Here is a 14,182-nt window from a genome sequence, read left to right as displayed (position 1 = left end):
AAAGAGGAAGATCATGCAGCACACCAAGAGGGCAGTCGCCACCGGCGTCGCACTGCTCAGCGCCATCGCGCTGGCGGGATGCACGGCAGGCAGTGGCACGGACGGTAGCGCGGATGCTGCCACCTGCACCCCCGCAGACGGCAAGGTCACGCTCGAGTTCACGTCGTGGATCCCCGGCATCGAGGATGTCGCCGCGATGTGGAACGAGGAGAACCCCGACATCCAGGTGAAGGTCCAGACCGGACCGAACGGCAACTCCGGCACCTACCAGAGCTTCTTCAGCCAGCTCAAGGCCGGCAACGCTCCCGACCTCGGCCAGATCGAGTACGACGCACTGTCGAGCTTCCGCGTGCAGGACGGCCTCGCCGACCTCTCCGCGTGCGAAGACGTCGTGGCGGCTGAGGACGAGTTCATCCCGTGGACGTGGGGCCAGGTCACGCTCGGCAGCGAGGACGGCGTGTACGGCATCCCGCAGGACTCCGGCCCCATGGCGCTGTTCTACCGCTCCGACCTGTTCGAGGCGAACGGCATCGACGTGCCCACGACGTGGGAGGAGTACAAGGCCGCCGCAGTGAAGATCCGCGCAGCCGGTGGCTACTTCACCGACTTCTCCACCGCCGACATCAACCAGTTCGCCGGATTCGTGTGGCAGAACAACGGCGGATGGTTCGCGAACGACGGCGAGAAGTGGACCGTCGACCTGACAGACGACGCGACCACCCAGGTCGCCGACTACTGGCAGGAACTCCTCGACGAGGACCTCGTCTCGACCTACCCGGCCTGGACCGAGGAGTGGAACAACGCCTACAACTCGGGCGAGGTGTGGTCGTGGAACTCCGCCGTGTGGGGTGCGAACTCGATCGCGAGCGGCGCTCCCGACACCGCAGGCAAGTGGTCCGTCGCGGCATCCCCGCAGTGGGAGGCGGGCGGCACGAGCTCGGGCAACTGGGGCGGCTCATCGGTCGCGGTCTTCAAGGGCAGCGAGCACCTCTACGAGGCGACGAAGTTCGCGCTGTGGCTGAACACCTCGGATGAGGCGCTGACCGCACTGAACAAGTCGGCCAACATCTACCCGGCGACCACCGACGGGCTCAACCTCGCGTCGCTCAAGGAGGGCGTCGAGTTCTACGGCGGCCAGCCCATCTACGACGTGTTCGCCGAGGCGGCGGCGCAGGTCAACCCCGACTTCGTGTGGGGCCCGACCATGACGCAGACGTACGCCGACGTGTCGGACGGCTTCCAGAAGGCCGTCACGGGACAGGGGACGCTGCTGGAGTCGCTGAAGTCCGCACAGGAGTCGACGATCTCGACGCTGAAGGCACAGGCGATCCCCGTCGCCGAGTGATCTGATCCGCCCACCGCGATGCCGCGGGAGCCAGCCCAGCGCTGGTTCCCGCGGCATCGTCGTATCCGGGGATGCTGCGTCACACCGTGGGACGAGCGCCTGAAGTGCTTGTCTCCTGAAGTGCTTGTCTACTGCAGCGCGGAGGTGAGCCGGGCGAGGTTGTCGAGCACGGTGGAGCGCAACGGCTGCTGCATCCACTCCTCCAGCGTCAGCTCGCGGCTCAGCGAGCGGTACTTGTCTTCGACCTCGCGCATCTCCGTGACGAACTCCTCACCGCGGACGAGCATCGAGACCTCGAGGTTCAGACCGAACGAGCGCATGTCCATGTTGCTGGACCCGATCACGGCGACCTCGTCGTCGATCGTCAGGCTCTTGGTGTGCAGGATGTACGGCTTGCGATACATCCAGATGCGCACGCCCGCTTTGAGCAGCACCTCGTAGTAGCTCCGCTGGGCGTGGTAGACTATCGCCTGATCGCCCTCTTCCGACACGAAGAGCTCGACGTTGACGCCACGATCGACCGCAGCCGTGACTGCCAGCAGCAGGGCCTCGTCGGGCACGAAGTAGGGGCTCACGATCATGATGCGCTGCTTCGCCGCGTACAGCAGCCCGAGGAACAGACGCAGGTTGTTCTCGACCTCGAACCCCGGCCCCGATGGCACGACCTGGCAGTCGAGGTCGCCGGAGCCGATCTCAGCATGTGTGATGTCGATGCCCTCCAGCACCGTGTCGGTCTCGCTGTACCAGTCCGCGACGAAGATCGCGTTCACGCTCAGCACCACGGGGCCGTCGAGGCGGACCATCAGATCGACCCAGTGCAGGCCCCTCTTGATGTTCTTGGGGAGGTTGTAGGTCGAATCCGTCACGTTCTGCGAGCCCAGGAACGCCACGACGCCGTCGACCACCAGAAGCTTGCGGTGGTTGCGCAGGTCGGGACGCTGCATGCGCCCCTTCAGCGGCTGCACCGGCAGCATCAGGTGCCAGTCGGCACCCATCGCGTCGAGACGACGGATGGTCTCGCGGTAGCGAGGCTTCCAGCGGTTCGCCCAGTGATCCAGGAGCACGCGCACCTCGACACCGCGCGCGCAGACCTCCTCGAGGGCCCGGAAGAAGTTGTCGGTCGCCTCATCGGATTGCAGGATGTAGAACTCGACGTGCACGTACGCCTGCGCCGTGCGGATGGCCTCTGCCATCTCGTCGAGCGACTCCTGGTAGTCCGAGATGAGGTGCGCGCCATTGTCGCCGGAGAGCGGGAGCGCCCCGAGCTTCTGGTTCATCTGGACCACCGGCCCGAACCACGCCGGCGCATTCGGACGCAGCGTGCCGAAGTGGAGGTGCTCGCTGGTCTCAGCGATGTACTCGTTGATCTGGTCCTGTTTGCGACGCCTCGCACGAGGCAGGCGGGGGTTTCCGATCAGGAGGAAGAGGAACACGCCGACGAACGGGATGAAGAACACGGCCAGCAGCCAGGCCATCGCGGCGGTGGGACGACGATTTCGCGGGATCACGATGATCGCCGTCACTCGGATGACGAGGTCGAGCAGCAGCAGGAATGCGGCGAACCACCATCCCCAGGTCTCCGCGGTCATCGTGTCCCCTCACCCCTGCGTCGACGATCGCGCCAGGCCGGCACGGGCTCCCGTGCGCTGGCTACACAGTAGCCGATGCGTGCGACGGCGCTCAGGAGCGGGGAGGGAGGCCGCGCGCAGCGCGCTCTTCCGCCTCGATCTGCGCGTGCACTTTGCGCTCGGTGCGGTCGAAGCGGAGGATGCCACGGACGACCATGAAGAAGACGATGCTGACGCCGATGGTCGGCAAGAGCGACCATGCCACTGCGAGCCAGAAGTTCTCCATACCCCCATGGTACGCGGCGATCGCCCTACCCGACTCTTCGTCCCCACCCGCAGCGTTCGACCGATTCCATCCACATCACTCGATTCCGCCCCGCCCGCCCTGCCACCGCCCCGACACTCGGTGCATGACCACAGTTCTCCGTGCTTCAGATTCCGCCGATTTCCTCGGCATCGTCCCGGCCCTCGCCGGCTTCACCCCGCGCCGCAGCGTCGTGCTCCTTCCGTTCCAGGGCTCTCGCACGCACGGCGCTATGCGTCTCGACCTGCCGACGGCCGACACCGATCTCGAGGCATACGCCGACGCAGCGGTCGGCCTCATCTCCCGTGTGACCGGAACGGATGCCGTCGCCGTCGTCGTCTATTCCGACGACGGTCCGGAGCAGACGGTCGACGGACTCGTGCTGCCTGTCGCGGTCGCTGTGGACGAGCTCCTCTGGCGCGCGGAAGACGCGGGGCTGCGCATCGTCGACGCCCTGTGCGTGACACCGCGGGGATGGTCGAGCTACCTGGCCGACGAACCGCGCCTGGGCGATCTCGACGAGCTCGGACCGGTGCCGGAGGTACCAGGGCTCGGAGATGTCGCGGGGGATCAGCTGGCCGGAACAGCACTGCCGGTGGCCGACCTCGCCAGAAAGGAGCGGGTCGCCCGCGCCCTGAACGAGATCGGCGAGTTGCTCGATCACGACGCGATCGGCCCGCTGACCGGCCGCGAGAGTCCGGCAGCGCTCGCAGGGATCGTCGCGCTGGCCGACATCCCCGCATTCTTCGAGTCGATGCTCGAGAAGCCGGAAGATGCGTCGCCCTCGACCACGGCCGCGCTGCTCTGGTGCCTGGACCGCCCGGTCTTCCGCGACGTCGCGCTCGCACAGTGGGCCACGGGAATGGACGGGGGGATCCGCACGCTCCAGGCGCAGCTGTCGTTCGCACGCGACGGTCACATGATCTCGGACGACCTGGGGGCAGTGTTCCTGGGCATGGGGCCGGCGCCCGACGCCGATCGTCTCCGACTCGCGCTCGGAGTGGTCCGGCATGCCGCCGCCGCCGCGCCTCGTGCGTCTCGTCCTGGGCCGCTCACGGCTGCCGCATGGCTGTCCTGGGCCCTGGGCCGCTCCAGCCACGCGGGTCACTACCTCGACCTCGTGCACGAGATCGACCCGGACTACGGGCTGGCCGCGCTGTTGCGCACGATGATCGAAGCCACGCTGCTGCCGGAATGGACGTTCCGGCGCACCGCGACTGCTCCCGAGGGGCCGACTACTTGACGAGCGGGAAGAGGATCGTCTCGCGAATGCCGAGTCCCGTGATCGCCATGAGCAGCCGGTCGATGCCCATGCCCATGCCACCGGACGGCGGCATGCCGTGCTCGAGGGCGCGCAAGAACTCCTCGTCGATCGGCATGGCCTCGACGTCGCCGCGGGCGGCGAGCTTCGCCTGCTCCACGAAACGCTCGCGCTGGATCACGGGGTCGACGAGCTCCGAGTACCCGGTCGCGAGCTCGAACCCGCGGATGTACAGGTCCCACTTCTCCACGACACCGTCGATCGAGCGGTGCTCGCGCACGAGCGGGGAGGTGTCGACGGGAAAGTCCATCACGAACGTCGGCCGCACGAGGTCGCCCTTCACGAAGTGCTCCCACAGCTCTTCCACGAGCTTTCCGTGCGTGGCCTGCGGCGGCACGTCGACGCCGTTCGCCTCGGCGAAGGCGATCAGGTCCTCGACCGCGTCCTGCGGCGTGACGGTACGACCCGACGCCGCGGAGAGCGACTCGTACATCGAGATGCGGTCCCACTCCCCGCCCAGGTCGTACTCGGTGCCGTCGGCCCAGGTCACTGTGGTCGAGCCGGACACCGCGATCGCGGCATTCTGCACGAGCTCCTGTGTGAGCGCGGCCATCTGGTTGTAGTCACCGTAGGCCTGGTATGCCTCGAGCATCGCGAACTCCGGGCTGTGCGTGGAGTCGGCACCCTCGTTGCGGAAGTTGCGGTTGATCTCGTACACCCGCTCGATGCCGCCGACGACGGCGCGCTTGAGGTAGAGCTCCGGCGCGATGCGCAGGTACAGCTCGGTGTCGAAAGCGTTCGAATGGGTGACGAACGGGCGCGCGGAGGCGCCGCCGTGCTGCACCTGCAGCATGGGCGTCTCGACCTCGAGGTAGTCGTGCGAGGTGAACGTCGCCCGCAGGCTCGCGTTCACGGCAGCGCGGGCGCGCACGGTGGTGCGGGCCTGCTCACGCACGATCAGGTCGAGGTAGCGGCTGCGCACGCGGCCCTCTTCGCTCAGCTCGGAGTAGGCGTTCGGCAGCGGCAGGACCGCCTTCGCGGCGATGGCCCAGGCATCCGCCATGATCGACAGCTCGCCGCGGCGGCTGGAGATGACCTCTCCGTGCACGAAGACATGGTCGCCGAGGTCGACGTACTCCTTCCAGTCCGCGAGGGAGTCCTCCCCGACGTTCGCGAGCGAGATCATGGCCTGGATGCGCGAGCCGTCTCCGGCCTGGAGCGTCGCGAAGCAGAGCTTGCCGGTGTTGCGGCTGAAGACCACACGTCCGGCGACGCCGACCACGACACCGGTCTCGGCACCGGCTTCGAGCTCGCCGTACTCTGCACGGAGCGCCGGGATCGCGTGGGTCACGGGGACGGCCACGGGGAAAGCCCCGCCCGCAGCATCCGCCCGCTTCTCGATCAGGCGCTCGCGCTTGGCGAGCCGCACGGCCTTCTGCTCGTGGATGTCGTCATCACCCGCACCCAGGGAAGGGTCGTTCTTCGGGTTCTGCTCGGGCGCGGCGGACGCGTCAGTCATGTGCGGGGCTCCTTGAAAAGTCGTGTCCAGTTTACCGAGGTCGGGTGCAGCCCCGTGGGCGTCGCCTGGGTAGCCTCGAAGTATGGTCGTCACACGGATCGCCCGCACGTTCGCCGCGCTCGCTCTCGCCGTCTCCGGCCTTGCGCTGATGCCGTCAGCGGCAGCGGCCTCCACGCCGGAGACCGCCCCAGCCCTCGCCGCCGCGCCTGTCGCCGATGACGACGTCGATGCCTTCTCCTACGCCTCGTGGGATGCGCGTTACGAGATCGGACGGGACGACGACGGCCGTTCACGGATGCACGTCACCGAGACCTTGGTCGCTCGTTTTCCCGACTTCGACCAGAACCGAGGGATCGTGCGTGGCCTCGCCACCAGCTACGAAGGCGCCTGGACCGACACCACGGTGCTGTCCGTCACCGACGAGACCGGCGCCGATGTGCCGTTCGAGACCGAGACCGACGACGGGGTGCTCTACATCCTCACCGGCACGGACGACTATGTGCGGGGCCTGAACACCTACGTGATCGAATACTCGATGCGCGATGTGATCCTGGCGGCCGACAACGGCGTCGACGAGTTCTACTGGGACCTCCTCCCCCTCGACAGCACGCAGGCGATCGAATCTTTCAGCGCCGACATCGTGGTAGACGCCACCATGAGCGGCCACCTCACCGGATCGGCCCGCTGCTATTCCGGGTTCTCCGGCTCCTCTACCGAGTGCCCGATCCAGGGACCGGAGGTCGACGGCGACACCGCGGTGTTCCACGTCGAATCCGGCGAGCGCGCGGCCGGAGACGGGGTGACCGTCGCGATCGGCTTCGATCCGGCAACGGTCGCACAGGCACCCGCACGGCAGCCGAACGCGATCACCGACATCGGTCCCGCGATCGCTGCGGTGGGCTCGGTGGGGCTCTCCGCCGGCGGCTGGATCGCGGTCTCCGCCACCGCGCGACGCCGCCGCACGGCCGACGGCATCATCGTCGCACAGTACGACGTGCCCGATTCGATGCCCCCGCTGCTCGCAGCCGCGATCGTCCCGGGTGCGAAGGATCCGATCCCCGCCGAGATCGTGCACCTCGCGGTGCGAGGAACCCTGCGCATCGAAGAGGGATCGGAACTCGAGCAGCCGCGTCTGCGCCGGCTCTCCGGCACACGGATCCCTGACCAGCTCGACGTCGAAGCACTCGATGCGCTGTTCGTCGGAGCGGACGGCGACGGCGTCGCTGCGATCCCCTCGTCGAGCGAGACCTTCGCCGAGCGCATGGCGGCGTTGCAGCAGAGTGGCAAGGCGGCTGCGGAGACCCGCGGGTACACCACCACTGCGCGCAGCCGCAGCGCGATGATCCTGCAGTGGTGCGCGATCGCCGTCGGGGCGGTCGGCCTCGCGATCGGCCTGTCCGGCGTGATCGGCGGACGCATCTCCGCGATCCCCGCGATGGTCGCGATCAGCTTCGGAGTGGTGCTCGTGCTGATCTCGAGCTTCTACACGTTCTCGAAGCACACCGTGTTGACGGTCGAGGGGGCCAGGCAGCTCGAGTATCTGAGGGGCGTCGAGGAGTTCATCCGCGTCGCCGAGGAGGACCGGCTGCGCATGCTGCAGTCGTACAGCGGGGCAGAACGACGCCAGGACGGCTCCGCAAACGTCATCCTGGTCTACGAACGGCTGCTCCCCTACGCGATGCTGTTCGGGATGGAAGACGAGTGGGGTCGCGTGCTGGAGCACGCCTACTCCGTGGAGCAGCGCGGCCCCGGCTGGATCGGCGACCCGACCTCCCCCTTCCTGCGTATGCAGCTCGCCGCGTTCGCGATGTCGTCTCACCAGGCCGCGAGCTATACGGCGCCGTCGACGAGCAGTTCGTCGAGCGCCGGAGGATCCTTCGGCGGCGGCTTCTCCGGCGGCGGAGGTGGCGGAGGTTTCTCCGGCGGTCGCTGACGCGACAGCGCCCTGGTCCGCGACCGCGGATCAGAGCACCGGCGGCGGATCGGATGCTTCGCGCAGCGCCCGCTCGACCGTCGACTGCACCAGGGCCGAGAGGTAGCCGCCGGGGTTCTCCACGCCGATCTCCCGCAGCCGGGCGGTGGACTGTCCGATGATCGAGCGGGAGAAGTCCGCCGCGGTCTGGATGGCGTCGGCATAGACGGCCCGGTCACCTTCGGCGATGACGACCGGCTCGCATCCCATCTCCACGGCGAGAGCCTGGGCGATCGGCAGCACGGCAGCGGGCGCGGTCACGGCCGCGAAGCTCGCAGGGAGCTGCCGGAGGTCGATCGACGTGCCCGTGAAAGTGATCGCCGGGTGGACGGCCAACGGGATCGCGCCGCGCTCGGCGGCAGGGCGCAGCACCTCGATGCCATACGCCGGATCGGTATGCAGCACCAGCTGGCCGATCTGCCATCCTCCGACCTCGGCGATGCCGGCGACGAGCGACGGCAGCTGGTCGTGCGGCACGGCGAGGATGACGAGTTCGGCACGACGGACGACCTCGAGCGCGTCCAGCACCGGCACATCCGGCAGCACGGCCGAGGCACGCTCGTCATCCGAGCCGCTCGTGATGCCGACGACGGCGTGGCCCGCGCCGCCGAGCGCCGCGCCGATCACCGGGCCCACACGACCTGCACCGATGATGCCGACGCCGAGGCGTCCGTCTCGCACCATGCGATCAGTCCGTCGTCGGAGGCACGACCGGCGGCACCGGCGGAGCGGGTGGTGCGGGCGGCACCGGCGGAGCGGGGGGTGCGGGCGGCACCGGCGGAGCAGGAGGCCCGGCCGGCGGGGCAGGCTGCGCAGCGGGCGGAGCAGGAGGCCCGACCGGCGGAGCAGGAGGCAGCACGGGCGGAGCCGGAGGCGCCGACGGAGCCGGAGCTCCCCCGAACGGTGCTGCGGGCGGCGTCGGCGGCATCGGGGCTCCCGGGATCGGGGGCGCAGGAGCCGCGGGAGGCGCGACCGGAGCCGCGTTCGCCGCCGCACTCCAGCGGTGGGTGGTGTCCCGCGCCGCCGCGGCCGCGGCCAGACGGCTCACGTCATCCAGCAGCGAGAGCGCATCATCGCGCTCGAGCCCGGAGAGCATTCCCGTGATCGGCCCGGGCGCCGTGTGCACCTGGGCACCCGACACGCGCTGCGCGCGATCGATCGGCCCCTGTGACAGCGATACGCCCTGCAGACGCGCGAGCGGGAACACCGCGAGCTTGCGCCACACGACGCCGCGGCGCAGCAGCAGGCCGAACTCCGTGACCGCGAAGCCGTGGCGCTTCCACGACACCGGACGGCGCCACCACGCACGCTTCGGGATGGTGCGGTACGGATCTCCCTCGACCGGTCCGAGCACGCCGTGCTCCCAGATGAGGGGGATGTCGCTCGCGGGAACATCGGGGAGGATCAGCCCCAGCACACGCTCGACATCCGGACGCTTGCCGACCGGGAGCACCACGTTGAACTGCTGGGCGCTGCCCGACTGCTGCGCCGAGGCGCTCTTGCCGCTCATCCTGTTGATCTTGATCGTCCACCAGCCGAACGGCCGCCACAGCAGCGACTGCGAGACCTCGACCGCGAAGATGCGGCCGGGCGGAAGCGTCTCGGTGACCGTGGTGAGCAGGCCGTAGGTGATGCGCACCCCGTCGGGGGTCGGCGCGATCGAGTACCGCAGCGACTTGGAGATCTGTGCCCAGGTGATACCCACGACGGCGATCATGAACGGGATGCCCATGCCGAGCACGAGGCCCAGTCCGATGAATCCGCTCACGGCCTCTCCGTCGAGCAGCGCACCGATCGAGATGCCGCCGATCGCGACCGCGAAGATGAGTCCGAAGAACACCACCCAGAGCACACCCGAGATCAGCTGCGAGCCGACCAGGCGACCGGTGGGGATCTTGACGACGCTCTCCGGAGCGACGTCGGCCAGATCGACGCCGGTGATCATGCCGGTGACACCGTCGTTCATCGATCCGACGAGCTGGGCGCGAGCGGTCGCCGGGGCGGTCGGACCGCCGGAGGCCGCATTCGTCGCAGTCTGTCGTGCAGCGCGAGCGCCGGACGCGAGGCGGAGGATGTCGGCGCGGACCGATTCCGCACGTCCGGTGGCCAGGTACTCGAGCTCGACGTTCGCGTCGTTGCCTGCTCCGACGACCTCGAGCTTGGCGAGGCCGATGATGCGGGCAGGGAACGGGCGGGTGAGGTTCACGCCCTGCACTCGGTCGAGCGGGGCACGGCGGTGCGAGCGGAAGACGAGCCCCTTGCGCACCTCGACGTGATCGCCGGTGATGCGGAACTGGTGGAAGCGCCAGATGAACCAGAACACCAGGATCAGCACGACCAGCAGCCCCAGCACGCTGAGCAGCGCGATCAGGATCAGATTGTTCTCGAGGACCCAGTCGACAGGGTCGCCTCCGGTGTAGTCCCCGTAGTGCGCGTCAGGCTCGAAGATGTCGACCACCCACGCGATGACCCGGTCGCGCATGTTCGCGATCACGATGCCCGCGACGACGATCAGCACCAGCCCGCCCTTGAAGAGCGGCGTGAGCGGATGCATCCGGTGCCACTCGCCGTCGGCGAGCGTCAGGGGCTCTGCGGCCGGCGCGCCCTGCACGGTGGAGGGCGTCGGCGGTGCCGGGAACTGCTCGCTCACAGGCCGGTCCGGCGGGTCTCGGCGACTTCGATCAGGGTGTCGCGCAGCGCCTCGGACGCACGTTGGGTGAGGCCGGGGATCTGCACGCCGGTCGTGGCGGCCGCGGTCACCATCTTGAGCTGCGTGATCCCGAATGCACGGTCGAGCGGCCCCTGCGTGATGTCGACCAGCTGCATGCGACCGTAGGGCACGGCGATCATCCGCTGCCACAGGATGCCCTTGCGGAAGACGATGTCGTCGGAGCGGAGCATGTATCCGATCGCCCTCGCCTGCCGCGGAAGGATGATCAGCGTGATGAGGGTGATCAGGATCACGACGCCGGCGGGGATCCAGACCCAGTCCTGGGAGAGGACGACGTTGAGCACGACCGCGGCGATCACGACGAAGACCAGGAAGATCGCGTTCTGCACGATCTGCGACACGACGTAGCGTGGCGAGATCTGGTGCCAGGTGCCGTCGAGCTCCAGGCGGGCCTCATTGCGAGCCGTCCGCAGCTGCGTGTAGGTGCCCTGGTCGAGCGCGGCGAGGTCAGTGCCCTCTGCCGGGTTCAGGGGCGAGGTCTCTGGGTTCTGAGTCATCAGGATCCTTCGGCAGGGTGCAGAACTGTTCGGCGATGAGCGCGGCGATCACGAGCACGATCGCGCTCCCGATCAGGGCCAGCATCGCCACTGTCGACCCTACCGGGGGATCGATGGGGCGGGACAGCAGGAACGCCAGGAGTCCCCCGCCGAAGCCCGCCATGAGGGCTCCGACCAGGCTGGATGCGCGCGCAAGCGTCGCCGCCCGCAGCGCCCGGAAGGGATCGATGCGGACACCGGAGCGCACGCTGCGCCGCACCGGCCATGCAACACCGAGCGCCGCGGCCGCGATCAGCAGCAGGAGCACCGGGAGCAGCAGGGAAGGAGTGAAGGTCGCGCGTCCGCCCGCGGTGAGCAGCTGATCGAGCAGATACCCGCCACCGGCCGCGAACAGCGCGAGCACCACGAGCAGGCCCGCCGAGGTCCGCTTCATCCGTCGCCTCGCGCCCGCAGCTCTTCGGCGAGGTCGGCCACCCGGCCGTGCCCCTGCAGTTCGGCGTCGGGGTCGAGATCCAACCAGGGTTCCAGCACGAAGAGCCGCTCTGCCGCCCGAGGGTGCGGAAGCTGCACACGAGGATCGTCCGAGACCACGTCGCCGTACGTGATGAGGTCGAGGTCGAGCGTGCGGTCGCCCCACCGCTGATGGCGCTCCCGGCCGTTCTCGTCCTCGATGGCATGCAGCATCCCGAGAAGGATCTCGGGTGCCAGACGCGTGGTGACCAGCGCGACCGCGTTCACATAGCCGGGGGCATCCGGATCGGGACCGTCGGGGCGCACGGCGACGGTCTCGAAGAGCCTTGAGAGGCGTACGTCCGTGACCAGGGGAAGGCGGGCGATGCGCTCCGCCGCTGCACGGATGGTCGCCTGCCGATCGCCGAGGTTGGCACCGAGGGCGACGACGGCGACCGTCTCGGCGCGGCCCCCGCGGGACGGCGGGATGTTCGGCGGGATCGTCAGGTTGCGGCTCATGCGGTGATGTCCTCCAGCGCGGCGGGCCTGCGCCCTCGGTGCACGGAGACCGCGACATCGGTGAACGTGAGCGGGATCGGGGCGTGCGGCTTGTGCACGGTGACGGTCACGAACTGTACCCGCTGGTCCTCCAGCGCGACATCGGCGATCCGCGAGGCGAGCGTCTCGATAAGGTCCACCGGTTCCCCCGCGACGACAGCGGCCACCTTCTCGGCCAGCTCTCCGTAGTGCACGGTGTCGCGCACGTCATCGGTCGCCGCGGCCTGCTCCAGCGACAACGACAACTGCAGGTCGACCGTGAACTCCTGCCCGTTCTCGCGCTCGTGGTCGTACACGCCGTGTCGGCCGAACACGGTGAGGCCGGTCAATGCGATCTGGTCGAGGGAATCCATGCCCCTAGCGTACGGCGGACCCCCGACCGCCGCGCCTGCTCGCAACTCAGGAAGAGCCGCAGATCGTGCTGGGCCTTCTCCGCAGGAGCACGCGCGCCACCCGCCGTTCCCGCCCGAATCGTCCTGAGTTGTGGACACGCGACCCACCGGCCGCGCCGAGAGGACGCCTCAGCGACCGTCCCAGGCGTGCGTGATCGCCAGGGCGTCGCGGGTGGCGGCGACGTCGTGCACGCGCACCGCCCATACGCCGGCGCGGGCCGCGAGGGCGCTGGTGACCGCCGTGGCGAGATCGCGCCGCTGCTCCGACACCTCGGCATGGACCGCCGCCGATCCGGCCGACTGACGCAGCGTCTCGGCGAGGAAGCGCTTGCGCGAGGTGCCGACCAGCACGCGCAGCCCGAGCCCGACGATCTCGTCGAGCCCCCGTAGCACGTCCCAGTTCTGGTCTCCGGCCTTTGCGAAGCCGATGCCCGGATCGACGATCAGTCGAGAAGGGGCGATTCCGGATGCGGCGGCTTCGCCGACGCGCTCCTGCAGCTCCCCCGCGACCTCTCGCGCGGCGCGGCGGTACTCCGCGTGCGCGTACATGTCATCGGAGAAACCGCGCCAGTGCCCGATCGCGAAGTCGGCGCCGGACTCGGCGACGGCGGCACGCATGTCCGGATCGGCGAGGCCGCCCGAGACGTCGTTCACGATCCGTGCCCCGGCTCGCACAGCGGCCGCGGCTGTGGACGCGTTGATCGTGTCGACGCTGACCGGGGCCCCCGCTGCGACCAGCTGCTCGATCACGGGGAGCACGCGCTGCTGCTCGACGGCCGCGCTGACACGCTCGGCGCCCGGACGAGTCGACTCACCGCCGATGTCGAGCACAGTCGCGCCGTCGGCACGAAGCTGCAGCCCCTGCGCGACCGCGCGGTCGACGTCCAGAAAGCGGCCGCCATCGCTGAACGAGTCAGGGGTGACATTGACGATGCCCCAGATGCCGGTCATGCCTAGGCCCCTGAGCCCTGGGCCCCTGAGCCCTGGGTCCCTGAGCTCGTCGAAGGGCCGATCAGCGCGATGAGCTCGGCACGCGCGATCGGGTCGGTGTACTCCCCTCGCGCGGCGATCGTGAGGGTGGAGGCTTCGGGCTGGCGTCCGCCGCGCATCGTGACGCAGCCGTGGCTGGCGTCGAGCACGACCAGCACGCCGCGGGTGTCGAGGTGCTCGGCGATGGTGTCGGCGATCTGCTCACCGAGTCGCTCCTGCACCTGCGGTCGTGAGGCGAGGATCTCCACGACGCGCACGAGCGCTCCCAGCCCGACGACCTGTTCGCCGGGGAGGTAGGCGAGGTGCGCACGGCCGGCGAAGGGAAGCAGATGGTGTTCGCACACCGAGCGGAACCGGATGTCGCGCAGCAGCACGGCGCCGGAAGGAAGGGTGTCGGGGGCGGGGCCACGCGTGACGCTGATGGTGCGCGCCAGCGGCTCCGCGGCATCCTCACCGACCCCGGAGAAGAACTCCGAGTACAGCTCGGCCATGCGCGCGGGCGTTTGCTTCAATCCAGGCCGGTCGGGATCCTCCCCGATCGCCTCGAGCAGTTCGCGGGTGAACCGTTCGACGCGACCTCTGTCGACGGCCACGC

14 protein-coding genes are annotated in these 14,182 nt (G+C 69.1%); 3 read left to right on the top strand and 11 right to left on the bottom strand.

The window, feature by feature from the left end; all coding sequences use genetic code 11:
* The first annotated feature begins 13 nt into the window (after nt 1-13).
* Nucleotides 14-1,345, top strand: coding sequence for an ABC transporter substrate-binding protein (locus KZC51_RS05705; RefSeq protein ID WP_247629044.1), 1,332 nt, complete (start codon nt 14-16; stop codon nt 1,343-1,345).
* Between the two features lie 128 nt (nt 1,346-1,473).
* Here KZC51_RS05705 and cls read toward each other — a convergent pair whose 3' ends face one another.
* Nucleotides 1,474-2,934, bottom strand: coding sequence for a cardiolipin synthase (cls, locus tag KZC51_RS05700; protein ID WP_247629043.1), 1,461 nt, complete (start codon nt 2,932-2,934; stop codon nt 1,474-1,476).
* 91 nt (nt 2,935-3,025) lie between these two features.
* Nucleotides 3,026-3,199: a hypothetical protein gene (locus tag KZC51_RS05695; protein WP_247629042.1), complete on the bottom strand. Its 174-nt coding sequence runs from the start codon at nt 3,197-3,199 to the stop codon at nt 3,026-3,028.
* A 124-nt stretch (nt 3,200-3,323) separates the two neighbouring features.
* Between KZC51_RS05695 and KZC51_RS05690 the strand changes: the two genes are divergently transcribed.
* Nucleotides 3,324-4,460 (top strand): DUF4192 family protein, encoded by a 1,137-nt coding sequence (locus tag KZC51_RS05690; RefSeq protein ID WP_247629041.1) that lies wholly within the window; start codon nt 3,324-3,326, stop codon nt 4,458-4,460.
* Here the strand turns inward: KZC51_RS05690 and lysS are convergent.
* On the bottom strand, nt 4,453-5,997 hold the full coding sequence (lysS, locus tag KZC51_RS05685; protein WP_247629040.1) for a lysine--tRNA ligase: 1,545 nt from the start codon (nt 5,995-5,997) through the stop codon (nt 4,453-4,455). The two genes, KZC51_RS05690 and lysS, sit on opposite strands and share 8 nt — an antisense overlap.
* An 82-nt stretch (nt 5,998-6,079) precedes the next feature.
* Between lysS and KZC51_RS05680 the strand changes: the two genes are divergently transcribed.
* Nucleotides 6,080-7,930 (top strand): DUF2207 domain-containing protein, encoded by a 1,851-nt coding sequence (locus tag KZC51_RS05680; protein ID WP_247629039.1) that lies wholly within the window; start codon nt 6,080-6,082, stop codon nt 7,928-7,930.
* A 30-nt stretch (nt 7,931-7,960) separates the two neighbouring features.
* Here the strand turns inward: KZC51_RS05680 and KZC51_RS05675 are convergent, their stop codons facing one another.
* From KZC51_RS05675 to folE, 8 genes are all read right to left on the bottom strand, one after another.
* A complete protein-coding gene (locus tag KZC51_RS05675) occupies nt 7,961-8,653 on the bottom strand; it encodes a DUF2520 domain-containing protein (RefSeq protein WP_247629038.1) in 693 nt (230 codons plus the stop codon).
* Nucleotides 8,654-8,657: 4 nt separating this feature from the next.
* Nucleotides 8,658-10,619: a PH domain-containing protein gene (locus tag KZC51_RS05670; protein ID WP_247629037.1), complete on the bottom strand. Its 1,962-nt coding sequence runs from the start codon at nt 10,617-10,619 to the stop codon at nt 8,658-8,660.
* Nucleotides 10,616-11,197, bottom strand: coding sequence for a PH domain-containing protein (locus KZC51_RS05665; RefSeq protein WP_247629036.1), 582 nt, complete (start codon nt 11,195-11,197; stop codon nt 10,616-10,618). The genes KZC51_RS05670 and KZC51_RS05665 overlap by 4 nt, the downstream gene beginning before the upstream one ends.
* Nucleotides 11,148-11,630 (bottom strand): DUF3180 domain-containing protein, encoded by a 483-nt coding sequence (locus KZC51_RS05660; protein WP_247629035.1) that lies wholly within the window; start codon nt 11,628-11,630, stop codon nt 11,148-11,150. The genes KZC51_RS05665 and KZC51_RS05660 overlap by 50 nt, the downstream gene beginning before the upstream one ends.
* Nucleotides 11,627-12,166, bottom strand: a complete 540-nt coding sequence (folK, locus tag KZC51_RS05655) for a 2-amino-4-hydroxy-6-hydroxymethyldihydropteridine diphosphokinase (protein WP_247629034.1) — start codon at nt 12,164-12,166, stop codon at nt 11,627-11,629. The genes KZC51_RS05660 and folK overlap by 4 nt, the downstream gene beginning before the upstream one ends.
* Entirely contained in the window at nt 12,163-12,558 is a 396-nt protein-coding gene (gene folB, locus KZC51_RS05650; protein WP_247629033.1) for a dihydroneopterin aldolase, read from the bottom strand. Before folB ends, folK begins: the two co-directional genes overlap by 4 nt.
* A gap of 168 nt (nt 12,559-12,726) precedes the next feature.
* Nucleotides 12,727-13,548, bottom strand: a complete 822-nt coding sequence (folP, locus tag KZC51_RS05645; protein ID WP_247629032.1) for a dihydropteroate synthase — start codon at nt 13,546-13,548, stop codon at nt 12,727-12,729.
* 2 nt (nt 13,549-13,550) lie between these two features.
* A complete protein-coding gene (folE, locus tag KZC51_RS05640) occupies nt 13,551-14,180 on the bottom strand; it encodes a GTP cyclohydrolase I (RefSeq protein ID WP_247629031.1) in 630 nt (209 codons plus the stop codon).
* Nucleotides 14,181-14,182: the final 2 nt, after the last annotated feature.

This window comes from Microbacterium croceum, assembly GCF_023091245.1.
GTDB lineage: Bacteria > Actinomycetota > Actinomycetes > Actinomycetales > Microbacteriaceae > Microbacterium > Microbacterium croceum.
This window is presented reverse-complemented; position numbering and strand designations above follow the sequence as displayed.